Here is a 24,975-nt window from a genome sequence, read left to right on the forward strand (position 1 = left end):
TCGGCGGCGGGAGTGGCACGGTGACCCCGCCAGAGGGGGGACGGAGCGTCCGGAATCATGGGTCTGACCAGTCAAACGCTGCTCGTGGTGGTGAGCCTCGTGGCGGTGGCCTGCGTGGTGGCGACGGTATGGACGTGGCCGAGGCTGGCCAAACGCCACTGGGCCGCGGTGCTGGGCCGGCTGGGCACCATCCTGGTGACCCAGCTGCTGACGCTGGCCGCGCTCGGCCTGGTGGTCAACAACTACTTCTCCTTCTACGCCTCCTGGGGCGACCTGCTGGGTACGAGCGGCAACCAGCCGGTCACCGTGACCAACCACCTCTCGACGGGCGGCGGCTCCGGGCCGGGCACCGTCTACCAGACCGGCGTCCAGTCGCTGGGCCGGGTGCGGGTGGCCGGGCTGGGCGACGGCGGGCCGCAGCAGTCCGGGGTGGTGGAGCGGGTCCGGATCTCCGGGGGGCGGTCCGGGCTGGCCGAGGACGGGTACGTCTACCTGCCGCCGCAGTACTTCCGCGCCGACTACGCCCACCGCAGGCTGCCGGTGGTGGTGGCGCTCACCGGCTACCCGGGGGACGCCCACAACCTGGTGACCCGGCTGAACCTCCCCAAGCTGGAGCTGGACCTGCTCGGCCAGGGCCGGATGCAGCCCACCGTGCTGGTGCTGCTGCGGCCGACGGTCACCCCGCCGCGCGACACCGAGTGCCAGGACGTGCCGCACGGCCCGCAGGCCGAGACGTTCTTCGTCCGCGATGTGCCCAAGGCGCTGGGGCAGACGTACCGGGTCGCCGCCGGGGGGCACGGCTGGGGCATCATCGGCGACTCCACCGGCGGGTACTGCGCGCTCAAGCTCACCATGCGCCACCCCGAGGCGTACAGCGCCGCCGTCTCGCTCTCCGGCTACTACCAGTCGGCGGTCGACGCCACCACCGGCGACCTCTTCGGCGGCAGCGCCCGGCTGCGCCGGGAGAACGACCTGCTGTGGCGGCTGCGGCACCTGGCCTCGCCGCCGGTCTCGGTGCTGCTCGCCAGCAGCAGGGAGGGCGAGCACGACTACGAGGCCACTCAGAGCTTCATCGCGGCGGTCCGGCCGCCCATGAAGGTCGCCTCCATCACATTGGACAGCGGCGGCCACAACTTCCGCACCTGGAACCGGGAGCTGCCGGTGGCGCTGCCGTGGCTGGCCGAGCAGCTCAAAGTCGGCTGAGCCTTCTACCAGCAACAATGGAGCGCCGTCTCACATCTCAATACGTGATTCTCAGGAAGTGGGATGAGGATCTATCGTTGGAGCGTCCTCGCACCGCTACGACGAAGGTGGCCGACATGCCGTCACGCACCGTCTACACGCATGGATTCCACGCCAGCGTGCTGCGCTCCCACACCTGGCGTACCGCCGAGAACTCGGCGGCCTACCTGCTGCCGCACCTCAGGGCGGGAGCGGACGTCCTGGACATCGGCTGCGGTCCGGGCACCATCACCGCCGACCTGGCCGAGCGGGTCGGCCCCGGCCGGGTGACCGCGGCGGATGTCTCCGAAGAGGTGCTGGAGCAGGCCCGGCGCACCGCCGCCGACCGCGGGCTGGCCAATGTCGACTTCACCGTGGCCGATGTGCACGCCCTGGACTTCCCGGACGACTCCTTCGACGTCGTCCACGCCCACCAGGTGCTGCAGCACGTCACCGACCCGGTGCAGGCGCTGCGCGAGATGCGCCGGGTGTGCCGGCCGGGCGGCGTGGTCGCCGCCCGCGACTCCGACTACCAGGCCATGACCTGGTACCCGCACAACCGGCCGCTGGAGGAGTGGCGCGACCTCTACCGCGCCGTCGCCGCCGCCAACGGCGGCGAGCCGGACGCGGGCCGGACGCTGCTGTCCTGGGCGCGCCGGGCCGGCTTCACCGAGATCGAGCCGTCCGCGTCCACCTGGTGCTACGCCACCCCCGGGGAGCGTGCATGGTGGAGCGAGATGTGGGCGGAGCGGATGACCGCCTCCGCCATCGCCCGGCAGGCCGTCGAGCAGGGCCGCGCCGACGACGAGGCGCTACGCCGGATCGCCGCAGGTTGGCGCGGGTGGGGCGCGGCCGAGGACGGCTGGTTCGCCGTACTGCACGGTGAGATCCTCTGCCGCGCCTGAGGCGGGCCCGACCGGGGTGGCGGATCGCCGCCCCGGTTGCTCCTGGCATATGCCAGGGGCTGACCAGCGGCTCTCCGGCCGTACGATCTGCCATGACCGGGCCATGACGCCCCCGCCGCCGGTAGGCTGGTGACCGTTCGAAGTCGGCCCGTCACCGCTGGGCGACACCGCACGCCGGAGCAGGGGGCACGGGTGACCCGAGAAGACCTGAAGCCGGCCCGACCGGGCCCGGTGCAGCTGGCGCTGCGCCTGCTGGAGACGGTGGACCGCCACCGTGGCGGCGCCACCCCGGACGCCCTCGCCCACGAGCTGAACCTGCCGCCCGCCACCGTCCGCCGCACCGCCGCCCTGCTGGCGCAGGAGGGCTATCTGCGCCCCCGGTCCGACGGCGGCTACCGGATCGGCCGGGCCCTGGCACCGCTCGGCCGCCGCTCCCGGGAGGAGGCGGTCCGCGCCCGGCTGCTGCGGCTGCGCGACGAACTGGGCGCCGCCGTCTACCTGAGCCGCTACCGCGACGGCGAGGTCCGCGTCGAGGCCGTCGCCGCCGGACCGGCCGCCCCCGCCGTCCAGGAGTGGGTGGACTTCCGGGCCGCGGCCCACGCCAGCGCCATCGGCAAGTGCCTGCTCGCCCAGCTGGACGACGCCGGCCGCCGGGACCACCTCGCCCGGCACCCCACCGCCCGGCTCACCTCGCGCACCGTCACCGACCCCGAGCAGCTGCTGCACCGGCTCGACCGGCAGCCCGCCAGCGTCCCGGTGCTCGACCTGCGGGAGTACGCCGTCGGCAGCGTCTGCGCCGCCGTGCCGCTGACGGCGGGCGGCACGGTCGGCTGCCTGGCCGTCTCACTCCCGGTGGAGAACGCCCACCGGCTGCGGCGGGCCGCCGAGCTGCTGGCCTCCCGGGCGGCCCGGGTGGTGCTGGCGATGGCGCTCTGACCGGACCGGGGCGCCCGCGCGATGCGGGCGCCCCGGTGCCTCAGCGCAGCCGGTGGCTCTCCGGCGGACCCAGGTAGCTGGGCCGCAGCCCGCCGGTGTCCACCACGAGCTTCTGGAGCACCACCGTCGGGTCGACCATCCAGAAGTTCAGCACATGCACCCCGGCCTTGCCGATCCGGTGCGCGGTGCTGGTCAGGTTGACGTTGTCGGAGGTGTTGCGCGCCCACTGCGCGTTCATCGTGCCGTCGTCCGCACCGGTCACCGTCGTGATGTTCACGGTCTGCGGCCGGTCGTCGTCGAAGGAGACGGCGTACTTCAGCCCGTCGGTGGCCAGCGTGTTGTTGCGCGGCGACAGATACGCCCACACGGTGACCGGCCCGGTGCTGAACAGGCTCACCGTGTACTCCAGCCGGGGAGCCCGGCCGCCCGGGGTCTGCCGGGCCGCGGTGACCGGGAACGGCTCCATGCCCGCGCCGGTGCGCCCGATGCCCGGGATGCGCTGCCAGCCGACACCGCCCGAGGACACCGCCCGCGAGTAGTGCTCGGCCTCCATCGAGACATAGCCGTTGGCCTCCACGAAGCCGGCCAGCTGCGAGCGGGACGTCTTCGGGTTGTCCACCACCGCCTGCACCACCACGCTGCGGCCACCCGGCCCGGAGACGGTGACCGGCACCTTGGTGGTGCCCTTGGGCGCCCGCGACCAGTCCACCCGCAGGGTGACCCGCACCTGCTTGTCGACCCGGCCGCCGGGCCGGTCGGCGGTCAGCCAGGAGACCCCCGTGCGCACCCGGTACTCGAAGGACTGCCGGCCCCGGTTGAACACCTCGATGTACTGGGCCGGCTGGCTCTGGTACGGGCTGAAGACCGGCAGCACCGCCTGGCCGCGCTCCTGCGGCCACCACTTGTCCGAACCGTCGACGGCCACGCCCATCTCGGCGGCGGCCGGCAGGCTGATCCGCTTCACGGCCGGGAAGAGCACATCCGGGATGGCGACGTTGTCGATCTCCGGCTGCTGCCAGGGCGCATTGGGCCCGTACCGGTCCACATCGCCGTAGTCGATGTGCGGCTGGGTCTGGAACCCCTTCCACTTGCCGCCCGCGATGCTGGTGCCGAACCGGTCGGCCAGCGCCTTGTCGTCCGCGAGCCGCGCCTCGGCGGCGGCGGCCAGGTCGTTGGTCAGCGCCCGGCCCTGCGCCGCGTAGTGCAGGTTGGTGAACTCGGCCTTGCGCAGCTCGTACAGGTTGGCGGTGGCCTGCACCTCGTAGCCGACCAGCTCATACCAGGCGTCCTGGTCGGCCTTGGGGAGCCGCCGGGTGATCCGGGCGGCGTCGGCGGCCAGCTGCTGCCAGTCCTCGGTGACCCGCTCCAGCTCCCGGTAGTCGGTCAGGCTGAACGGGGTGGCCTGGTCGTCGTTGACCACGGCCGAGGAGTCGGTGGCCGGGTTCTTGGCCGGGTCCAGGGTGATCTTCCGGTTCAGCAGCTCCGGCTTGCGGCGGGACTGGAGCTGCCCGTAGCCGCTCAGCAGGGCGGCGACGGCCGCCGCCTGCTCCTCGCCGAAGTTCTGCCGGGCGTACTGCTGCTCCCACTCGCCGAGCCGGTCCAGCGGCCAGCGCTGCGGGTCCCAGGCGTACTCCAGGAAGAACTGGGTCGGCAGCTCATTGCCCTTGACGTCACCGGCGTTGGTGATCCACAGGCCGTGGTTGCCGTAGGTGTAGCACTGGTTGAGCTGGTCCCACATGTTGGGCAGCGAGGTGGTGTCCACCCACTTGTAGTTGCGGCCCGCCCCGACGTAGTCGAAGTGGTAGTAGAGGCCGTAGCCGCCGCTGCGGGCGTCGGTCTTCAGGTTCGGCAGCTTGCGGACGTTGGCCCAGTTGTCGTCGGTGAGCACCACCGTGACGTCGTCGGGCGCCCGCAGGCCCCGGTCCCAGTAGCGCTGGACCTCCTTGTAGAGCGTCCACACCTGCGGGATGGTGGTGACGTCCTTGCCGGTGACGTCCGCGAGGATCTTCCGCTGGGTGGCGATGATCTCGGTCATCAGCTCGATGCCGTCGCCGTCCGGCAGGCTGGTGTCGCCGTTGCCGCGCATACCGAGGGTGACCACGCCCTCGAAGTCCTGGTCCACCATCCGGCGGATGCCGTCGGCCCAGTACGCCTTGAGCGCCTCGGCGTTCTGGCGGAAGGACCACTCGCCGGTGCCGCCGTACGGGTCGTGGCCGGGCGTGGTGATGTTGCCCGCGCTGTCCCGGACCGCCGCCACGGCGTGCCGGTTCCACTCCTCGATGCCGCGCATCATGGGGGCCTCGTGCGAGGTGCCCATGACAACCCCATAGCGCTTCGCGGTGGCATGGTTCTGCGGGTCGTCCTCGGCGAACGCCCGGCCCCAGACCGCCGGCCACAGGTAGTTGGCCTTCAGCCGCAGCATCAACTCGAACACCTTGGCGTAGAAGGCCGCGTTGAAGCCGCCCTCGAAGCCGGGCGCCTTGCCGGGCCCGAAGTACTCCGGCGCCCAGGTGCCGAGCGAGGGGTTCTCGTCGTTGATGAAGAAGCCCCGGTACTTCACGGCCGGCGTGCCCTGGGTGTGCCGGCCGGGCAGGATGTACAGCTCGTCGCGGTGGCGCGGCCGTACGTCGTCCCACCAGTACCAGGGGGAGACGCCGATGCCCCGGGAGAGGTCGTACGCGCCGAAGATCGTCCCGCGCTGGTCGCTGCCCGCGATCACCAGGGCCCGGTCCACGCCCGGCAGCGGCTTCTCCACCACGACCTGCAACGAGGTCTCCCAGCGGCCCGCGATCCCGCTGACGTCCAGCTTGCCCGCCGCCACCAGGCGGTCGATCAGCGGGCTGCGGCCGATGGTGCCGACGATGGCGATCTCGCGCTGACCGGGTATCGCGTCCTGCGACACGGCCGGCCGCACCCCGGTCACCCGCTCGATGTCGTCCCGGAGGTCCCCGACCACCCGTACGACACCGGGGTAGTCGCTGCCGCTGACCACCAGGGGGACCGCCCGGCGCGCCCTGACCAGCGGGAAGCTGCCCGACTTGGCGCTGAACGACACATACGAACCCGGATCGGTCGGTCTCGCCTTGCCGCCCGACGCGGAGGCCCACGCCTCACCCGACAGCCCCAGGGCGGACCCGAGCGGCGTCGCCAGCGCGGTCAGGCCCAGACCCAGACCGAGCGCGGAGCGGCGGCTCAGGTGCGGCGGAAAATGGCTGTTCATTACCACTCCCTGCGAATTTGGTTACGGCCCTGACAAATACTGGCGACAGCACGGCTCCGGGGCAATGGGCTGCCGCGAACGAAAGATTTCGGTCCTGCCCGCCGGAGACGCCAGGAACTGCGGTGATCCCCCCCGAGGGGGTGACGGTCGACCCGTCAGGGAGGACCTGCGCGACCGACCCCGCACCCGCGTCACCCACCCAGCGGACCGTCACCCGCTGCCCCGGGTGGTGGCGGCCCGGTGGGTGTCCGCGCCCCCGGGGTGGTGCGTGGCTGGGGTCCCCGGAGGGGTCAGGCGTTGTGGTGGATCGGCCCGTTGCCCGCAGCCAGCGGCTGGCAGTTGCCGCCCCGGCGGTGGGCGACGACCTCGGCGGCCACCGCCACCGCCGTCTCCTCCGGCGTACGGGCCCCCAGGTCCAGCCCGATCGGGGAGCGCAACCGCCGTACCTGCTCCTCGGTCAGCCCCGCGTCGCGCAGCCGGGCGACCCGGTCCCGGTGCGTACGGCGTGACCCCATCGCGCCGACGTACGCGAGCGGCAGCCGCAAGGCCGCCTCCAGCAGCGGGATGTCGAACTTGGCGTCATGGGTGAGCACGCACACCACCGTGCGGCCGTCCAGCGCCCCGGCGGCGGCCTGCCCCGCCAGATAGCGGTGCGGCCAGTCCACCACCACCTCGTCCGCCCCCGGGAAGCGGCGCCGGGTGGCGAACACCGGCCGCGCGTCGCACACCGTGACCCGGTAGCCCAGGAACGACCCGATCCGGGCCACCGCCCCCGCGAAGTCGACCGCGCCGAAGACCAGCAGCCGGGGCGGCGGTACATACGACTCCACGAACAGCGCCACGCCGTCCGCCGCCCGGCCCCCGCACGGCCGCCCGTCCCCACCCAGCAGCAGCCGCCCGGTACGCCCCGCCGCCAGCAGTGCCCGCGCCTCCAGCACGGCGGCCCGCTCCAGCCGCTCCGCGCCCAGCCCACCGTGATGGCCCTCGGCGGTCACCGCCAGCGCCGCGCCCAGCAGCGGTTCCGGCCCACCCACCACCCGTACCAGCGCGACCGGCGCCCCGGCCGCCACCGCGGCGATCCCGGCGGCCAGCCCCGCCGCCGCCCCCGGCCGCACCGGCTGCACCAGGACCTCGACGCTGCCGCCGCAGGTCAGCCCGACGGCGAAGGCGTCCTCCTCGCTGTACCCGAACCGCTGGATTACCGGGCGGCCGCTGCGCAGCGCCTCCTGGCACAGCTCGTACACCGCCCCCTCCACGCAGCCGCCGGAGACACTGCCGACCGCCTCACCGCCGCCGTCCACCGCGAGGGCCGCACCCGGGCCGCGCGGGGCGCTGCCGGTGACCGAGACCACGGTGGCCAGCGCGAACGGGCGCCCGGCGGCCGTCCACGCCTGCAACCGCTCGGCGATCTCGCGCATCTCGGGGGCTCCTTGCCCGCCCGCCGCAGACCGCCGGGCGGGCGTCCGCTGCCGGGACGCCCAGGATCTCAGGCGCCCCCCGCGCGCCGCACGGCGAAGTGCTCCGCCCGAACCCCGTCCCCGGGCCGGCGGGCCGGACGGGAAGGATCGCCACCCGCCCGCCCCACCGACCCGGGGTCACCGATCGGGACCATCGACCATCGACCACCGACCGCCCGTCAGTCGGTGGGGATGTCCAGGCCCGGCGTCCGGTCCCAGCCGACGACCCGCATCACCCGGCGCAGATGCGGCGCCAGACCGTGCAGCACCAGCCGCCGTTCGCCGTCGCCGAAGAGGGCCTGTGCCGTGTGCACCAGCAACCGGCACCCGCCCACGTCCATGAACTCCAGTCCGGACAGCTCCAGGTGCACGCTGGCCGGTGGCCCGGTGGGGCCGGCCGGTCTGCGTGCCTCGGTGGAGAGCACCCGGGCCAGCCGGGTGACATTGGAGGCGTCCACATCGCCGGAGAGCGCCAGAGCGCCGCCGCCCGCAGTGCGGACGACCTGGAGCAGGCCGTCCTGGTACACCGGTTCGGGTGGCTCGGCGGCGCGGCGGGGGAGCGTCTTCACCATGTGCCCCCTTCCGATGCCGGTCGCCGTCCGCGACCGGCGGGGTGCACAAACTCTAGGCTCCCCGGGGTGGTTCTGTCACCGGGTGTGCACGCTGTGCGACCGTACTCCTGCGGCCGGGCGCGCCCCACCGGCGGATTCGTCCGGTGTCCGCCCGCTCCCGGCCCGGCCGGGCGTTGCGTATGCTCGCCGGGGCGCGATCGAGTGGCGCCCCGTACGGAAGCACGGCGGCACGGCAGGGGCGGCACGGTATGAGCGGCAGCGGCGGCAGGCGGGAGCGGTACGGCAGGTTCTCCGTGCCCGGATCGGACGGCGGCGCGGGCCTCGGCGGCCTCGGCGGCCGGATCGGCTACCGCGGTGCCAGCCGCCGCCGGCGCTCGCTGCACCTCAGCTCGCTGCGGCTGCCCACCATCGGCATCGACATCGGCGGCACCAAGGTCGCGGCGGGCGTGGTGGACGCCGACGGCCGGGTGCTGGAGCGGCTGCGCACCGAGACCCCGGACAAGAGCAAGAGCCCCAAGGTGGTGGAGGACACCATCGTGGAACTGGTCCTCGACCTGGCCGACCGGCACGATGTGCACGCGGTGGGCATCGGCGCGGCGGGCTGGGTGGACGCCGAGCGGTCCAAGGTGCTGTTCGCGCCGCACCTCAACTGGCGTGGCGAGCCGCTGCGGCAGGCCCTGGCGGAGCGGCTGCGCTTCCCGGTGGTGGTGGAGAACGACGCCAACGCCGCCGCCTGGGCCGAGTGGCGCTTCGGCGCGGGCCGGGGCGAGGACCAGTTGGTGATGATCACCCTGGGGACGGGCATCGGCGGCGCCATCGTCAAGGAGGGGCTGCTGGAGCGCGGCCGATGGGGGATGGCCGGGGAGTTCGGCCATATGCAGGTGGTGCCGGGCGGCCACCGCTGCCCGTGTGGCAACCGGGGCTGCTGGGAGCAGTACTCCTCCGGCAACGCCCTGGTCCGGGAGGCCCGCGAGCTGGCCGCCGCCGAGTCCCCGGTGGCCCAGCCGCTGCTGGAGCGGGCCGGGGGCGACATCGCCGCGATCACCGGGCCGCTGGTCACCGAGGCGGCGCAGCAGGGTGACCCGGTGGCGGTGGAGCTGCTGCACGACGTGGGCCGCTGGCTGGGCGTCGGGATCGCCAACCTGGCCGCCGCGCTGGACCCGGGCCGGTTTGTGATCGGCGGCGGTGTCTCCGCCGCCGGTGACCTGCTGCTAGGCCCGGCCCGGGACACCTTCGGCCGTACGCTGACCGGGCGCGGCTTCCGGCCGGAGGCGCAGCTGGTCCTCGCGGAGCTGGGCAATGAAGCGGGCCTGGTCGGGGCCGCCGACCTGGCCCGGCAGGTCGCCCGCCGCTTCCGCACCGTCAAGCGCCGCCGGGTGGAGCGGCACGGCGGCGCCCCGGGGCACTCCGGCTGACCCCGGCCGCCGTGCGGCCCGGCGCGCCGAGTCGACCCCGGGTACGCCGAAGCGGGCCCCGACCGGACCGGATGCCCTTCGGTCCGGCCGGAGCCCGCCGGTGCCGGCCCCGCCTGAGCGGGGCCGGCGGCCGGACCGAGGCCCTCCCACGGTCCGGGGTGTGCGGTCAGCCCTCTGCGGTCAGCTCGCTGCGGTCACCCGCCGGGGCCGTCCCGTCGGCGGCGGCGACCGCCGCCGGCTCGGGCTGCTCGCGGTGGCCGTCCCGGCCGGGCGCGGTGGCGGCCACCGGGTCCGGGTCACTGCCGCGCTGCTGCTCGGCGTTGTCCGTACGCAGCGGCACCTCCTTGATGAAGAGGATGGCCACCAGGGCCAGCAGCGCGGCGGGCGCCGCGTACAGGAAGACGTCACCGACGCCGTGCCCGAAGGCGTCCTCCACCACGCCGCGCACCGGGGCGGGCAGCAGGGAGAGCTTGGGAATGGCGCCGTCGCCCGGCGCGCTGGGCATGCCGAGCTCGGCCAGGCCGTCCGCGGTGTAGTCGGCGACCCGGTCGGCGAGCACCGCGCCGAGCGCGGAGACGCCGATCGCGCCGCCGAGGGTGCGGAAGAAGGCCACGACCGAGCTGGCCGCGCCCAGCTCCTGCGGCCGCACCTGGTTCTGCACCGAGAGCACCAGGTTCTGCATGGTGGTGCCGACGCCGACACCGACCAGGAACATGTAGACGGCGGCCAGCCAGTAGTTGGTGTCGTGCCGCAGGGTGCCCATCAGGCCGAACCCGGCGGTGAGCAGCACACCGCCCATCACCAGGAAGATCTTCCAGCGTCCGGTCTGCGAGATGATCCGCCCGGCGATGGTCGAGGAGAGCGCCAGGCCGATGATCATCGGCAGCGTCATCACACCGGCCATGGTCGGGGAGTCGCCCCGGGCCAGCTGGAAGTACTGGCCGAGGAAGGTGGTGGCGCCGAACATCGCGACACCGATCATCATGCTGGCCGCGACGGCGAAGCTCATGGTGCGGTTGCGGAACAGGTGCAGCGGGATGATCGGCTCGGTCGCCCGGGACTCCACCGCCAGGAAGAGCACCGCGAGGACGGCCGCGCCGCCCACCATGGCGCCGGTCTGCCAGGACATCCAGTCGTACTTGCCGCCCGCGAAGGAGACCCAGACCAGCAGCAGCGAGACCGCGGCGGTGATCAGCGTCGCGCCGGCCCAGTCGACCTTCACCTTCCGCCGGTGGATCGGCAGGTGGAGGGTCTTCTGGAGCACGATCAGCGCGATGATCGCGAACGGTACGCCGACGTAGAAGCACCAGCGCCAGCCGAGCCAGGAGGTGTCGACGATCACGCCGCCGATCAGCGGGCCGCCGATGGTGGCGAGGGCGAACACCGCACCGAGGTAGCCGGAGTAGCGGCCGCGCTCACGGGGCGAGATCATCGCCGCCATGATCACCTGTGCCAGCGCGGTGAGGCCGCCGGCGCCGAGGCCCTGGATCACCCGGGCGCCGATCAGCATCCCGGCGTTCTGCGACAGACCGGCGGCGGCCGAACCGATGACATAGATCGCCAGACTCAGCTGGACCAGCACCTTCTTGCTGGTCAGGTCGGCGAGCTTGCCCCAGATCGGGGTGGAGACGGTGGTGGCCAGCAGGGTCGAGGTGATGACCCAGGTGTAGGCGGTCTGGCTGGCGTCCAGGTCCGCGATGATCGTCGGCAGTGCGTTCGACACGACGGTCGAGGACAGGATCGCGACGAACATGCCGAGCAGCAGCCCGGACAGCGCTTCCATGATCTGGCGGTGCGACATCGGGGCAGCCGGGCCGGATGCCGCCTCCCGCACCCCGGTGGGTGCTTCGGATTTCATCAAAGTCCTTTCGCTCCCGAAGCTGTGCGGGAGAGGTCTGAAGTGCGGACGCGTCGGGCGTCGAAGCTCGTACGGAGGCGGGCCAGCAGGTCGGTCAGGGCGGCGATGTCCGCGTCGGACCAGTCCTCCAGCGCGTCGGCCAGCACCTCGCGGGCCTGGGCCAGCCGCTGCTGGGCCATCCGCTCGCCCGCCGGGGTCAGCCGGACGTACCAGGACCGCCGGTCGTGCGGGTTGGGCGTGCGCTCGGCCCAGCCGTGTTCCTCCAGGTCGGCCACGTGGCGGCTGGCCACGGACATGTCGACCTCGAACAGCTCGGCCACCTCGCCCACCCGCAGGTCGCCGCAGCGGCTCAGCATGCCGAGCAGTGCGAAGCCGCCGCGCGGTGCTCCGGGGCGTAGCTCGCGCTTCACCGCTCTGATCACCGAGCCGGTGCTGCTGAGCTGGAGCAGCAGCTCACCGCAGTGGTCCTGCGGGCCCATAGCGAACACACCCTCCGTCTAGTTGCCTGGAGCAACCATAGACGAATTGGTTGCCTCGGGCAACTTTCGGCATACGAAGCGGTCTTCGCTCCCGCTTTGCCCGGTTCCGCCGGGTTCACCCGGCCGGCCGACACCGCCCGGAGCCGACCCCAGGCCGCACCCGGCGGGCCACGCACCGTGACGAGGCGCTGTTGTGCCCCACCCGGCGGCTGTGAAAGAACGGTCTGGACGTCGTCTCCGGAGGTACGCATGCGTGTCCCGCACCGCCTCACGCCCTCCCTCGCCCTGGCCGTCGCCCTCGCCGCGACCGCCGCCACCGTCGCCGCCCCGCCCGCCGCCGGGCAGCCGGCCCCGCCCCCGCCACCACCCAGGACCGCCGAGGCCGTCGGCTACGGCGGCGCCGTCGCCAGCGTCGACCCCGATGCCACCGCCGCCGGGATCGAGGTGCTGCGGGCCGGCGGCAACGCGGTGGACGCGGCGGTCGCCACCGCCGCCGCGCTCGGGGTCACCGAGCCGTACTCGGCGGGGATCGGGGGCGGCGGCTACTTCGTCCACTACGACGCCCGTACCGGCAAGGTGCAGACCCTCGACGGCCGGGAGACCGCGCCGCTCACCGCCGACCGCGACCTGTTCGTGGAGAACGGCAAGCCGCTGGCCTTCGCCGACGCGGTGACCAGCGGCCTCTCCGTCGGGGTGCCCGGCACCGCCGCCACCTGGGAGCAGGCACTGCGGCTCTGGGGCAGCAGGTCGCTGGGCCAGGTGCTGAAGCCCGCCGAGCGGATCGCCGAGCAGGGCTTCACCGTCGACCAGACCTTCCGCGACCAGACCGCCGCCAACGAGGCCCGCTTCCGGGACTTCCCCGCCACCCGCGCGCTCTTCCTGCCCGGCGGCGCCCTCCCCGGCGTCGGCTCCACCCTGCGCAACCCCGACCTGGCCGCCACCTACCGGCTGCTGGGCCGCGACGGCACCACCGCGCTCTACCGGGGCCCGATCGGCGCCGACATCGTCCGCACCGTCCAGCACCCGCAACTCGACCCGGCCGCCACCCGCACCGTGCGCCCCGGCGCGCTGACCGGCAACGACCTGCGGGCCTACGCCGTACGCCGCCAGGCACCGACCCGGGTCCGCTACCGGGGCCTGGACGTCTACAGCATCGCGCCCTCCTCCTCCGGCGGCACCACCGTCGGTGAGGCGCTCGGCATCCTGGCCGGCACCGACCTGCACCGGCTGGACGGCACGCAGTACTACCACCGCTTCCTGGAGGCGTCCCGGATCTCCTTCGCGGACCGCAACCGCTGGGTCGGTGACCCGCGCTTCAACGACGTGCCCACCCGGCAGCTGCTCTCCCGGCGGTACGCGGACTCACGAGCCTGCCTGATCACCCCGGACCACGTACTGACCAGCCCGCTCGCCCCCGGCGACCCCCGCCACCCCGCCGCCTGCGGCACGGCGGGCCGGGCCGCCGGGCAGACCTTCGAGGGGCCCAACACCACCCACCTGACCGTCGCCGACCGCTGGGGGAACGTCGTCTCCTACACCCTCACCATCGAGCAGACCGGCGGCAGCGCGATGACCGTCCCCGGGCGCGGCTTCCTGCTCAACAACGAGCTGACCGACTTCTCCTTCACCCCGGTCACCCCGGGCGTGCCCGACCCCAACCTGCCCGGCCCGGGTAAGCGCCCGCGCTCCTCCATCGCACCGACCATCGTGCTCAAGGACGGCAGGCCGCTCTTCGCCACCGGCTCGCCCGGCGGCGCGACCATCATCACCACCGTGCTCCAAGTACTCCTCGGCCGGATCGACCGGGGGCTGACCCTGGAGCAGGCCATCGCCGCGCCGCGCGCCAGCCAGCGCAACACCGCGGTGAGCGACGCGGAGCCGGCCTTCCTGGCCCTGCCCGAGCGGGCGAAGCTGACGGCCCTCGGCCACGCCTTCAACGACGTGGGGGAGATCGGCGCCGCCACCGGCGTGGAGCGGCTGCCGGACGGCCGCTGGATCGCCGCCGCCGAACCGGTGCGGCGCGGCGGCGGCTCGGCCGCCGTGGTCACCCCGGCTCGCTGAGCCGGCCCTGATTGCTGTTCTGGCCCCACCGCTGATCTGGCCCAGCGGCCCCTGACCACCGGCCCCCGGCCCGTGGTCGGGGGCCGCTGTCGGTGCCGGGCGGTAGCTTTGGTCCGGGGTGTCCGGCAGGCGCCCCGCACCCGTCCGCGCCGCCCCGGGAGGCCCGCCCGCCGTGACCGTCCGCATCGCCACCTGGAACATCAACTCCATCACCGCCAGGCTGCCCAAGTTCCTGGAATGGCTGGCGGCAGCCGAGCCCGATGCGGTCTGCCTCCAGGAGCTCAAGTGCTCCACCGACGCCTTCCCATACGACGCGGTCAAGGAGCTGGGCTATGAGACCGCCGCCCATGGCACCGGCCGGTGGAACGGCGTCGCCATCGTCTCCCGGATCGGCCTGACCGATGTGGCACGCGGTCTGCTCGAACAGCCGGGCTACCTGGCCGACGGCGCGATGATCGAGGAGGTCGAGGCCAGGGCCGTCGCCGCCACCTGCGGCCCGGTGCGCCTCTGGTCGGTCTATGTGCCCAACGGCCGCGAGGTCGGCCACCCGCACTACACCTACAAGCTGGAGTGGCTGGCCGCGCTGCGCGCCTGCGTGCTGGCCGACGCCGCCGGCGAGCGGCCGTTCGCCGTGCTGGGTGACTTCAATGTCGCCCCCACCGACGAGGACGTCTGGGACCCGGCGGTCTTCGAGGGCTCCACCCATGTCACCCCGGCCGAGCGCGAGGCGCTGGCCTCGCTGCGCTCCGCCGGTCTGGCGGACGTGGTGCCCCGCCCGCTGAAGTACGACCGCCCGTACACCTACTGGGACTACCGGCAGCTGGCCTTCCCCAAGAACCGGGGGATGCGCATCGACCTGGTGTACGGCAACAAGCCCTTCGCCGACGCCGTCTCCGACAGCTATGTGGACCGCGAGGCCCGCAAGGGCAAGGGCACCTCCGACCACGCCCCCGTCGTGGTCGACCTGGATCTCTGACCGCTCGTCGGCAGGGCGGCCCCCGCAGCGGGGGCCGCCCTGCCGACCGGGTCAGACGCCCTTGGGCGCCAGCCCCCGGTCGCGCAGCCAGTTCAACTGCTCGCGGGGCGTCGCGCCGTAGCCGCCGCCGTGGTCCGCGTACTGCCAGACGCGGATGTCGCGCTCCCCGGCGTACCGGTGGTACGCGGCGTACACGGTGGACGGCGGGCAGATCGGGTCCATCAGGCCGACGCTGAACAGCGCCGGTGCGGTGGCCCGGACGGCGAAGTGCATGCCGTCGAAGTAGGCGAGGGTGGCGAAGGCGGTGTCCGCCATGTCCTGGCTGTGCCAGCGCAGGTACTTGGCGACCTCCACATACGGGCCCTCGGGGGCGACATCGGTGCCCCGCCGGTAGTGGCAGAGGAACGGCACGTCGATCAGGGCACCCGCGACCAGGTCGCCGGCCAGACCGGCGACGGCCAGCGCCAGACCGCCGCCCTGGCTGCCGCCGCAGACCACGATCCGCTCCGGGTCCACCTGGGGCAGCTGCCGGGCCGCGTCCACCGCGCGGACGCAGTCGGTCATCAGCCGCCGGTAGTAGTGGTGGCGCGGGTCCTCGATGCCCCGGGTCATGAAGCCCTCGACCCACTGGGTGCCGGGGCCCTCGCCGTGGTCCGGGGTGTCGTGCCCCTGGCCCCGGCTGTCCACGATCAGGTGGGCGTACCCGGCGGCGGGCAGCAGCAGGTGGTCGGTGGGCACGCCCCGGCCGCCGCTGTAGCCGATGTACTTGACCACGGTCGGCAGCGGCTCGGCCGCGCCGCGCGGCAGCATCAGCCAGCCGGCGATCGGCTCGCCGTTCCAGCCGGGGAAGCGCACGTCGAAGACGTCGAAGGCGGGGAGCAGATGGTCCTCGACCGGCGTCAAGACCGGTGCCCCGCCGTGTGCGCGGGCCAGCTCCAGGGTCTCCGCCCAGAAGGCGTCGAAGTCGGCGGGCGCGGCGATCTCGGGGCGGTAGGCGAGCAGCTCGTCGAGGGGCAGGTCGGTGAGCGGCATGGGCTGGCTACTCCTGAGGATGGAGGGCTGGGTGGAGAGGAGCGGCGCCGGGCGGCCTGCCGTGGCGGGCCGCCCGGCGGCCGGGTCAGGCCGTGCGCAGCTCCAGCACGCGCACACCGTACACGGGCAGGGTGACCGCGTCGGCCGGGGTCCCGTCCAGTTCGTACAGGGCGCCGGAGGCGACGGACGGCTTGACGGTCAGCTCCTCGCGCGCCTGGCTGACCAGCCAGACGAAGGTGCGGCCGTCCTCGTGCTCCAGCCGGTCCACGCTGACCCGGGGGTCCGCGACCGCGACCGGCCGCCGCACCCCGGCGTGCGCGCCCAGCGCGTCGTACAGGGTGCTGGTCGACTCGGGGTTGACCCGGGGCGTCACCGCGGCCATGTGCTCGATCGGGTAGGTGGAGAAGACCACGCTGCCCTCACCGACCCGGCGCAGCAGCAGCGCCGGCCGCCCGTGCGCGTCGACCGCGAGCACCTCGGCGCCGTCCGGGACGACCGGCAGGAAGACCCGGCTGCTGGCGGTGCCCGCCGTACGGAAGGTCAGCTGGGCGCCCTCGGGGAGGTTGCCGAAGGAGCGGTTGAAGGTGAAGGTGACCTCGTCGTCCTCGATCGGGTTGACCAGGCCATACTCCAGCTGGTGCCGCACGCCGAACATCTCGTCCAGGTGGGAGTACCACGGGCCGCGCTGCTCGTCGTGGTAGCCGGGGCAGTAGGAGACGTACACCGTGGCGCCGACCCGGGCGCGGTCCTCCAGCGCGAACCAGGTGGGGGAGAGCAGCTGCTTGGCGGACGGCACCAGGTAGAGCCTGGCGTCCTCGGTGAGCCCGTCGCTCTCCCGGGTCACCGCGGGGGCGAGGTCGGCCAGCCTGCCCGCCACCCACGCCTGGCGGGCCGAGGCGTAGACATGGCTGCGGTCCTCCTCGCGGGTGAAGGGGTAGGCGGTGTCCAGGTAGGAGGAGACCACCACGGCGGTGTCGCTGTCGGCGCGGCGGGTGTGGCCGAAGTCGACCTGCTCCAGGACGGCGGCGAAGTCCTTCAGCTCCAGCAGCTGCGGCTTGGCCCGCCCGTGCCGGTCGGTGAGGCCGAAGTGCATCTCGAAGGCGTGGTGCAGATACGGCGGCTGGTGCAGCAGGTCGTCGTAGTCGGTGTTGTTCCAGGCGATCCAGCCGGTGGCGCCGGCCAGCAGGCTGTTGTGCAGCACCTGGCGGTAGTAGTGGCCGGCGTTGGGGCCGGAGACGAAGTCGGAGGTGACGCCGAACTCCTCCAGCACCACCGGGCGGCCGAAGGTGCCGGTGAGCTCGCAGACCCAGGCGGCGGCGTGGTGCTGGCGGACCGGGTCGTCCTCCATGCGGTAGACGTGCGGGCCGAGGAAGTCGCAGATCTCGGCGCAGTACTTCACCGAGAAGCCGTTCTCGTGGCCGGTGTTCTCCATGCCCCAGGCGCCGTCGCCGAGCGAGACCGGCTGGGTGCCGCCGGCGGCGTGCACCGCGTCCACGATGATCTGCGCCCAGGAGGAGACCGAGTCCCGGTCCCGGGTGGCGTCGCCGTAGATCGGCATCTCATTGGAGACCAGCCAGCCGGACACCGCCGGGTGGTCCTTGAACCGGCGGACCATCTCACCGGCGAACCACGCCTGGCGGGCCACCATCCAGACGTCCGAGTAGAGGTCGCGGCCACCCCGCCAGGAGGGGTCCCAGTTCTCACCGGACATGTGGCCGACGATGAAGGTGGGGATGGTGGTCATGCCGAGCGCCTGGTGGCGGTCGAGGAAGTCGGCGAAGTGCGCGCACTTCTCCTCGTCCACGCTGTACGGGGTGGGCATGAAGTCCGGCCAGTAGTAGAACGACCGGGTCACATTCAGACCGTGGTCACGCAGAGCGACCAGTTCCTCCTCGATGACCTGCGGGTCGTAGGAGCGCCACATCAGCGGGCCGCCGGTGCGGGACCAGTAGTTGGCGCCGAGCCAGGTGACCGGGGTTCCGGTGGCGGTCAGCCGGGCGGAGTTGCGCAGCATGGGCAGGGGTCCCCTTCGGGTGCGGGCGGTGGAGGGCGCCAGGCCGCAGCGCGCGGTCACGGGCGTGCCTGGAGGGCGGGGCGGGACGGGCGCGCGGGGTGCGGCTCGGGCGGGGCGGGGCCGGTGTCGGGAGTGCGGTGGGGCGGTGACGGTGTGTCCCGCAGGCCCGGGAGCGGGCAGCGGGCATGGGCAATTCCGTACGGGCCCGTTGCGGACGGGCGGCCCCGCAGGCAGCAGGACGATGCAAGCACTGGACCGGTTTAGTGTCAACCCTTCCGCGTGAATTCCCAGCGGATGCGTAAACCGGTTTACATCACGACTCGGCAACGACTTGGCGGCGAGTTGCTCAGTCGGCTGCGGGCCGGGCCCGCACCGGCTCCGGCGCGGCGGGCGACGCGGGCCGGACGGGCCGGGCGGCGGGCGCCCCGGCGGCGGCCGGGCCGGTGGAGCCGCGCGGCACCAGCCGCGACGCCTCGTCCTGGAAGTCGGCCACCCGGGCGCCGGTGGCGGCCAGCCGCAGCAGCCGGGCGGCATGGCCGCCATGCGCGGCGATGTCCCGGCTGAGCGCGGTGAGCGGGGGGTTCACCAGCTCGCACAGCGCGGAGTCGCCCCAGCCGAGGATCGACACGTCCTCGGGCACCCGCAGTCCCAGCGACTGGGCGGCGGTCAGGCCGGAGACCGCCGTCAGATCGCTGTCGAACAGGATGGCGGTGGGGGGATCGTGCCTGGTCAGCAGGGTTCGGGCGGCTGCGGCGCCCTCGTCGGCGCTGTAGTCGGTGGCCACGGTGGTGCACTCCATGCCGAGCGCCGGGGCGAGTCGGTCGATGGCGGCCGAGCGGATCTCGGTGTGCCGCAGATGGGCGGGCCCGCAGACCCGGGCGACCCGGCGGTGGCCGAGCGCCGCCAGATGCTGGAGCGCGGTGTGGGCGGCGGCGGAGTCGTCGCTCCACACCGAGGGCAGCCGACCGGTCCCGATGGGGGCGCCGATCACCACCGTGGGCATCCCCAGCGCTTCCAGCACCGCCACCCGGGCGTCCTCGACCTGCATGTCCACCAGGAACACGCCGTCCACCCGGCGCTGGCCGGACCAGGTCCTGTAGGTGTCGATCTCGGCCTGCTGGTCCTCGGCCACGGTGAGCAGCAGCGGGGTGCCGTCGGCGGACAGCTCCGCCTGGATGCCGGAGATCAGCTGCATGAAGAACGGCTCCAGGCCGAGGGTGCGGGCCGGCCGGTCGATGACCAGGCCGAAGGCGCCGGCCCGGCCGTCGGACAGCGCCCTGGCCGCGCTGTTGGGCTGCCAGCCCAGCTCGTCGGCGATGGCGAGGATTCGGCGCCTGGTCGACTCGGAGACCCCGGGTCTGCCGTTGAGCGCGAAGGAGACGGCGGCTTTGGTCACTCCTGCGCGGCGGGCGATGTCCGCCATGGTCGGACGCTTCACATGGGCTCCTCGGGAGGCGCCGGAGGGGGAGTCGGGCGCGCTGCGACCTGGGATTTCCGGCGGGTCGACAAAACCGGTTCAGCTGTGGGGCTGCGCGGCAGTGTAGGTGAGGGGCGTACCCGCTGGCGAGGAATTGTTCGCAAGGCATTGACACGGCGTTACGCGCACTCTAATTTTTCGGCCACGACGCACTTGCAGCAGGCGCAGGCCCCGAGCTGCGGTGCAACGCTCTTCCCCGGACGTTCGATGGACGGCCGGGTGTGACGGCCGCCTGTTCGTGAGCGGTGGTGTGCGGACCCCACCGACCGATCGTGTGCCACCCGTGCGACTGCACAGATCTGCCCCTGTCTGACCCTTTCGGTCCCGTCGGCCCCGGACAACGTTGTCACGCACCGTAACCGGTGCCGACCGCGCCGTGCCCCGACGGCCCGCCCCATCCGCCCCACCGCCCACCGATCAAGGGGAACCGATGAACGTCAAGAGACCGGCTCGCCGGCGCTTCCTCGCCGCAGGTGCCGTGCTGGCCCTCGCCGTCTCCACCGCCGCGTGCAGCAGCAGCGGCGGCAAGGACAACAGCCCGGCTGCGACCGGCGTGCTCACCGTCTCCACCGGCTCCACCGGCAACTTCGTCGAGAACTTCAACCCGTTCTCACCGAACGCGCTCCAGGCCACCCACGGCATGATCTACGAGCCGCTGTTCCTCTTCAACGCCGCCAAGAGCGGCGATGTGCAGCCGTGGCTCGGCAAGTCCTACACCTGGTCGGACGAGGGCAAGACGCTCACGATCAAGATCCGCACCGACGCCACCTGGAACGACGGCAAGCCGTTCACCAACAAGGACGTCGCCTTCACCTTCGAGCTGCAGAAGAAGAAGGACTTCGACAGCTACGCGCTGGCGCTCGACACGGTCACCGCCGAGGGCAAGGACACGGTGGTCCTGAAGTTCGCCCAGTCGGCCTACACCAAGGAGTACTTCATCCTGGGCAAGGCCGACATGCTCCCCGAGCACGTCTGGTCGGCCATCCCCGACGCCCAGAAGAAGACCGTCCTCAACAAGAACCCGGTGGGCACCGGCGCCTGGACGGTCAAGCAGGTGGCCGGCATGTCGATGGACCTCACGGCCCGCGCCGACTACTACTTCAAGGGCCTGCCGAAGATCAAGACCATGCGCTACCTCTCCTACTCGGGGAACAACGGTGCCAACGCGGCGACCACCTCGGGCAAGATCGACTGGGCCGGCGGCTTCATCCCGGACATCGAGAAGAACTACCTGGCCAAGGACCCGAAGTTCGAGCTGGTCAACATCCCGCTGGCCACCGCCTACTTCGTGCCCAACCTGAAGAGCGGCCCGACCGCCGACGTCAACGTCCGCAAGGCCATCAGCGCCGCGCTGGACCGCGACTTCATGAGCAAGACCGTCTACAACGGCCAGGCCGGCCCCACCAACCCGATGGCGCTGCTGCTGCCGAACTACGAGTCGGTGCTCGACCCGACGCTCAAGGACGCCACGTTCGAGACCGGCCAGGACAAGGTCGACTCCTACCTCACCGCGTCCGGCTACACCAAGGGCTCCGGCGGCATGTACGCCAAGGACGGCAAGAAGCTGTCCCTCACCCTGGAGTCGGTGGCCGGCTGGACCGACTACACCAGCGTCGCCCAGATGGCCAAGCAGCAGCTGGCCAAGGTCGGCATCGACCTGGAGATCCAGAACTCGGCGTACGCGCAGTGGGCGTCCGACCAGTCGGCCGGCAAGTTCCAGCTGCTGCTGAGCAACTACGGCTACACCCCGGTGCCGTACGCGTACTACGACCAGCTGCTGGACAGCCGGATCGGCCCCAAGGACGGCCAGAGCAGCACGATCGGCAACTACGGCGGCTACAGCAACCCCGAGGTGGACGCGGCGCTCGACGCCATCGCCAGCACCCCGGACCTGGAGAAGCAGAAGCCGCACTTCTACACGATCGAGCAGGCGTTCGTGAAGGACATGCCGCTGATCCCGCTGTTCAACGCCCAGAACGAGGCGGAGTTCAACGGTAACCACATCACCGGCTACCCGACGGCGAAGAACCCGTACGCCGGTTCGGCGATCTGGCTGGCCCCGGACAGCGGTTGGGTCGCGGCCCGGGTGGAGCCCGTGGGCGCCAACAAGAAGTAAGTCCCTGCGCCGCCGGGCGGGCCCTGTCCCGCCCGGCGGCTTCCGGCCGCCGACCCAGGGCAAGGAGCACCATGGCATGCGGTACATACTGAGAAAACTCGGGTTCTACGTGGTCGCCGCCTGGATCGCGGTGACCCTTAACTTCGCACTGCCCAGGCTGATCCCGGGCGACCCGGTCTCGCTGATCCTGGCCCGCCAGTCGCAGCTGGGCCCGGTGCCACCGGGGGAGAAGCAAGCGCTGGAGAAGATGCTGGGCCTCGGCCACGGCAACATCCTCGCCCAGTACTGGGACTACCTGACCTCCATCGCGCAGCTGAGGTTCGGCCTCTCGGTCACCTACTTCCCCACCCCGGTCGTCAGCATCCTGCGCTCCTCAGTGCTCTGGACCCTGATCCTGGTCGGTACCGCCACCGTCATCAGCGTGCTGATCGGCATCAGCCTGGGCACCCTGGCCGGCTGGAAGCGCGGCACCTGGCTGGACTCCCTGGTGCCCTCCACCACCTTCCTGGCCGCCGTCCCCTACTTCTGGGTGGCGCTGCTGCTGATCTACCTGTTCACCCAGGTCTGGCCGGTCTTCCCCGACCAGTTCAGCTATGACCCGGGCCTGCTGATCGGCTGGAACGGCGAGTTCGTCGACTCCGCCCTGAAGCACGCGATCCTGCCCGCCATCACCATCGTGATCAGCTCGGTGGGCGGCTGGATGCTCGGCATGCGCAACATGATGGTCTCCACCCTCTCCGAGGACTACGTCTCCGCCGCCGAGGCCAAGGGCCTGCGCTCGCGCACCGTGATGATCGGCTACGCCGCCCGCAACGCGGTGCTGCCGTCGGTCGCCGGCTTCGCCATCTCGCTGGGCTTCGTGATCAGCGGCTCCCTGGTGATGGAGATGGTCTTCTCCTACCAGGGCATCGGCTACCAGATGCTCCAGGCCGTCAGCAACAACGACTACCCGCTGATGCAGGCCATCTTCCTCGTCATCACCTTCGCCGTGCTGTCCGCCAACTTCCTGGTGGACGTGCTGTACGGCTTCGTCGACCCCCGAACGAGGCTGGCCCGATGACCACCGCTGACACCACCTCCGCCCCGCCGCCCGCCGCCGCGCCGCCCACCCCCACGCCGGCCGCTCCCAGCGGCGGCCCGGCCGCCCGACTGGGCGCCGTCTGGCGCACCGTGCGCCGCTCGCGGCGCCTGAGCATCGGCTGCGCCCTGATCGGCGTCTTCATCCTGGTCGCCATCGTCGGCCCGACCTTCGTCACCGACGCCAACAACTTCAGCCTCGACCTGTCGCTGCCACCGTCCGCCAGCCACTGGCTGGGCACCACCCAGACCGGCCAGGACGTCTTCGACCAGCTGCTGGTCTCCACCCGCACCTCGCTGCTGATCGGCGCCGCCGCGGCCCTGCTCGCCACCGTCATCTCCATCGTGATCGGCATCGGCGGCGGCTTCCTCGGCGGCTGGTCCGACGAACTGCTCTCGCTGATCAGCAATGTCTTCCTGGTGATCCCCGGCCTGCCGCTGGTGATCGTCATCTCCTCGTACACCAAGGGCGGCAGCCTCTCCGCCACCATCGGCGTCATCGCCATCACCAGCTGGGCGGCCTCCGCCCGGGTGCTGCGCGCCCAGACCCTGTCGCTGCGCACCCGCGACTATGTGCTCGCCGCCCGGCTGTACGGCGAGAAGCGCTGGCGGATCGTCCTGGTGGAGATCCTGCCCAACGAGGCCGCGATTATCGTCTCGCAGTTCATCTTCGCGGTGATCTTCGCCATCCTCACCCAGGCGGGCCTGGCCTTCCTCGGGTTGCAGAACCCCTCCGACCTGACCTGGGGCAACATGCTCTACTTCGCCCAGAACGCGGAGGCGCTCTCCAGCGGCGCCTGGTGGTGGTTCGTCCCGCCGGGCCTGTGCATCGCCGTCTTCGGCGCCGCCATGTCGCTGATCAGCTTCGGCCTCGACGAGGTACTCGACCCCAAGCTGCGGGTCTACCGGCCCGGCCGCAAGAGCCGCGCCGGCCGCAAGGGGCAGCCCGACCGCAAGGGGCAGGCCGGCCAGCCCGCCCAGGCCCAGGAGGCGACCCGATGACCGCGCCCGCCACCGGCCCGGCCGCACCCGCCGAGCCCGCCGCCGATTCCGACCGCGACCTGGTACTGCGCGCCGAGGACATCCACGTCGAGTACGACGGCGAACGGCCCACCCGCGCCGTACGCGGCGTCAGCTTCGAGCTGCGGCGCGGCGAGGTGCTGGGCATCGCCGGGGAGAGCGGCTGCGGCAAGTCCACCCTCGCGTACGCCGTCACCCGGATGCTCAAGGCGCCCGCCCGGATGACCCGGGGCAGCCTCGGCTTCCGGGGCCGCGACGGCCAAGAGGTCGACCTGCTCACCCTGGACGACGAGGGGCTGCGGACCTTCCGCTGGAGCAGCCTGTCCATGGTCTTCCAGAGCGCCATGAACGCCCTCAACCCGGTCACCAGCATCGGCCGCCAGTTCGACGACATCTTCCGGGCGCACCGCCCCGAGATGGAGCGCGGCGAGCGGGACAAGCGCACCCGCGCCCTGCTGGAGATGGTCGGCATCGACGCCGACCGGGTGCACGGCTACCCGCACGAACTCTCCGGCGGCATGCGGCAGCGCGTGGTCATCGCGATGGCCCTCGCCCTGGAGCCCGACATCGTCATCATGGACGAACCCACCACCGCGCTGGACGTGGTGGTGCAGCGGGAGATCCTGGACGAGGTCGAGCGGCTGCGCGAGGAACTCGGCTTCAGCGTCATCTTCATCACCCACGACCTGGGCCTGCTGCTGGAGATCAGCGACCGGCTGGCCGTGATGTACGCGGGCGAGGTCATCGAATACGCCCCGGCCGAGCAACTGGCCACCGCCGCCGCCCACCCGTACACCCAGGGCCTGCTGCGGTCCTTCCCGGACCTGACCGGCGAGCGGCGGGAACTGCGCGGCATCCCCGGCTCGCCGCCCGACCTGCGCAACGACCTGGTCGGCTGCGCCTTCGTCGACCGCTGCGAGCACGCCTTCGCGCCCTGCCGTACCGAGACGCCCCGGCTGCTCGAACTCGGCCGCGAGATCGGCCCGTGGACCGCCGCCTGCCACCTGAACGACCCCGCCCACCGCCCGCCGGACCAGCCCGGCCAGGACGAGGGCACCCCCTCCGCCGAAGGACGGCAGCCGTGACCGCTCTCGAAGTCCGTGACCTCACCGTCGAAGCTGCGATCCCCCGGGGGACGA

The 24,975-nt window shown here is 72.5% G+C and carries 18 protein-coding genes; 10 read left to right on the plus strand and 8 right to left on the minus strand.

Annotated features, from left to right (window positions below):
• Positions 1 to 57 precede the first annotated feature (57 nt).
• From ACIQGZ_RS12430 to ACIQGZ_RS12440, 3 genes are all read left to right on the plus strand, one after another.
• A complete protein-coding gene (locus ACIQGZ_RS12430) occupies positions 58 to 1,203 on the plus strand; it encodes an alpha/beta hydrolase (RefSeq protein WP_402601264.1) in 1,146 nt (381 codons plus the stop codon).
• 116 nt (positions 1,204 to 1,319) lie between these two features.
• Positions 1,320 to 2,126: a class I SAM-dependent methyltransferase gene (locus ACIQGZ_RS12435; RefSeq protein ID WP_402601266.1), complete on the plus strand. Its 807-nt coding sequence runs from the start codon at positions 1,320 to 1,322 to the stop codon at positions 2,124 to 2,126.
• 192 nt (positions 2,127 to 2,318) lie between these two features.
• Positions 2,319 to 3,062 carry an IclR family transcriptional regulator gene (locus ACIQGZ_RS12440; protein WP_402601268.1) on the plus strand — a complete coding sequence of 248 codons (744 nt, stop codon included), beginning with the start codon at positions 2,319 to 2,321 and terminating at the stop codon, positions 3,060 to 3,062.
• Between the two features lie 40 nt (positions 3,063 to 3,102).
• On the opposite strand, the gene ACIQGZ_RS12445 is transcribed toward ACIQGZ_RS12440, so the two are convergent.
• From ACIQGZ_RS12445 to ACIQGZ_RS12455, 3 genes are all read right to left on the minus strand, one after another.
• Positions 3,103 to 6,282, minus strand: coding sequence for a glycosyl hydrolase 115 family protein (locus ACIQGZ_RS12445; RefSeq protein WP_402601270.1), 3,180 nt, complete (start codon positions 6,280 to 6,282; stop codon positions 3,103 to 3,105).
• A gap of 290 nt (positions 6,283 to 6,572) precedes the next feature.
• Positions 6,573 to 7,700, minus strand: a complete 1,128-nt coding sequence (locus ACIQGZ_RS12450) for an XdhC family protein (protein WP_402601272.1) — start codon at positions 7,698 to 7,700, stop codon at positions 6,573 to 6,575.
• A gap of 218 nt (positions 7,701 to 7,918) precedes the next feature.
• Positions 7,919 to 8,311, minus strand: a complete 393-nt coding sequence (locus ACIQGZ_RS12455; protein WP_402601273.1) for an STAS domain-containing protein — start codon at positions 8,309 to 8,311, stop codon at positions 7,919 to 7,921.
• Between the two features lie 248 nt (positions 8,312 to 8,559).
• Between ACIQGZ_RS12455 and ACIQGZ_RS12460 the strand changes: the two genes are divergently transcribed.
• Positions 8,560 to 9,726, plus strand: coding sequence for an ROK family glucokinase (locus tag ACIQGZ_RS12460; protein WP_402601274.1), 1,167 nt, complete (start codon positions 8,560 to 8,562; stop codon positions 9,724 to 9,726).
• Between the two features lie 166 nt (positions 9,727 to 9,892).
• Here the strand turns inward: ACIQGZ_RS12460 and ACIQGZ_RS12465 are convergent, their stop codons facing one another.
• Positions 9,893 to 11,584 carry an MDR family MFS transporter gene (locus ACIQGZ_RS12465; protein ID WP_402601275.1) on the minus strand — a complete coding sequence of 564 codons (1,692 nt, stop codon included), beginning with the start codon at positions 11,582 to 11,584 and terminating at the stop codon, positions 9,893 to 9,895.
• The gene (locus ACIQGZ_RS12470; protein ID WP_402601277.1) at positions 11,584 to 12,063 is read right to left on the minus strand and encodes a MarR family winged helix-turn-helix transcriptional regulator; all 480 of its coding nucleotides are present in this window, start codon (positions 12,061 to 12,063) and stop codon (positions 11,584 to 11,586) included. Before ACIQGZ_RS12470 ends, ACIQGZ_RS12465 begins: the two co-directional genes overlap by 1 nt.
• 249 nt (positions 12,064 to 12,312) lie before the next feature.
• Between ACIQGZ_RS12470 and ggt the strand changes: the two genes are divergently transcribed.
• Both ggt and ACIQGZ_RS12480 read left to right on the plus strand, forming a co-directional pair.
• Positions 12,313 to 14,124 (plus strand): gamma-glutamyltransferase, encoded by a 1,812-nt coding sequence (ggt, locus tag ACIQGZ_RS12475; protein ID WP_402601279.1) that lies wholly within the window; start codon positions 12,313 to 12,315, stop codon positions 14,122 to 14,124.
• Positions 14,125 to 14,296: 172 nt separating this feature from the next.
• Positions 14,297 to 15,100 carry an exodeoxyribonuclease III gene (locus ACIQGZ_RS12480; RefSeq protein ID WP_402601281.1) on the plus strand — a complete coding sequence of 268 codons (804 nt, stop codon included), beginning with the start codon at positions 14,297 to 14,299 and terminating at the stop codon, positions 15,098 to 15,100.
• Positions 15,101 to 15,151: 51 nt separating this feature from the next.
• Here the strand turns inward: ACIQGZ_RS12480 and ACIQGZ_RS12485 are convergent, their stop codons facing one another.
• The 3 genes from ACIQGZ_RS12485 to ACIQGZ_RS12495 form a co-directional block, all read right to left on the minus strand.
• Positions 15,152 to 16,132, minus strand: a complete 981-nt coding sequence (locus tag ACIQGZ_RS12485; RefSeq protein ID WP_402601282.1) for an acetylxylan esterase — start codon at positions 16,130 to 16,132, stop codon at positions 15,152 to 15,154.
• Between the two features lie 85 nt (positions 16,133 to 16,217).
• Positions 16,218 to 18,146 carry a cellulase family glycosylhydrolase gene (locus ACIQGZ_RS12490; protein ID WP_402601283.1) on the minus strand — a complete coding sequence of 643 codons (1,929 nt, stop codon included), beginning with the start codon at positions 18,144 to 18,146 and terminating at the stop codon, positions 16,218 to 16,220.
• Positions 18,147 to 18,492: 346 nt separating this feature from the next.
• Positions 18,493 to 19,584: a LacI family DNA-binding transcriptional regulator gene (locus ACIQGZ_RS12495; RefSeq protein ID WP_402601284.1), complete on the minus strand. Its 1,092-nt coding sequence runs from the start codon at positions 19,582 to 19,584 to the stop codon at positions 18,493 to 18,495.
• A 469-nt stretch (positions 19,585 to 20,053) separates the two neighbouring features.
• Here ACIQGZ_RS12495 and ACIQGZ_RS12500 point away from each other — a divergent pair, with 469 nt between their 5' ends.
• From ACIQGZ_RS12500 to ACIQGZ_RS12515, 4 genes are all read left to right on the plus strand, one after another.
• Entirely contained in the window at positions 20,054 to 21,739 is a 1,686-nt protein-coding gene (locus tag ACIQGZ_RS12500) for an ABC transporter substrate-binding protein (RefSeq protein WP_402601285.1), read from the plus strand.
• Between the two features lie 76 nt (positions 21,740 to 21,815).
• Positions 21,816 to 22,799 (plus strand): ABC transporter permease, encoded by a 984-nt coding sequence (locus ACIQGZ_RS12505; RefSeq protein WP_402601286.1) that lies wholly within the window; start codon positions 21,816 to 21,818, stop codon positions 22,797 to 22,799.
• Positions 22,796 to 23,818 (plus strand): ABC transporter permease, encoded by a 1,023-nt coding sequence (locus ACIQGZ_RS12510; RefSeq protein ID WP_402601287.1) that lies wholly within the window; start codon positions 22,796 to 22,798, stop codon positions 23,816 to 23,818. The genes ACIQGZ_RS12505 and ACIQGZ_RS12510 overlap by 4 nt, the downstream gene beginning before the upstream one ends.
• A complete protein-coding gene (locus ACIQGZ_RS12515; RefSeq protein ID WP_402601288.1) occupies positions 23,815 to 24,921 on the plus strand; it encodes an ABC transporter ATP-binding protein in 1,107 nt (368 codons plus the stop codon). The genes ACIQGZ_RS12510 and ACIQGZ_RS12515 overlap by 4 nt, the downstream gene beginning before the upstream one ends.
• Positions 24,922 to 24,975 lie beyond the last annotated feature (54 nt).

Source organism: Streptomyces sp. NPDC092296 (genome assembly GCF_044755465.1).
In the GTDB taxonomy this organism is placed as follows: domain Bacteria; phylum Actinomycetota; class Actinomycetes; order Streptomycetales; family Streptomycetaceae; genus Peterkaempfera.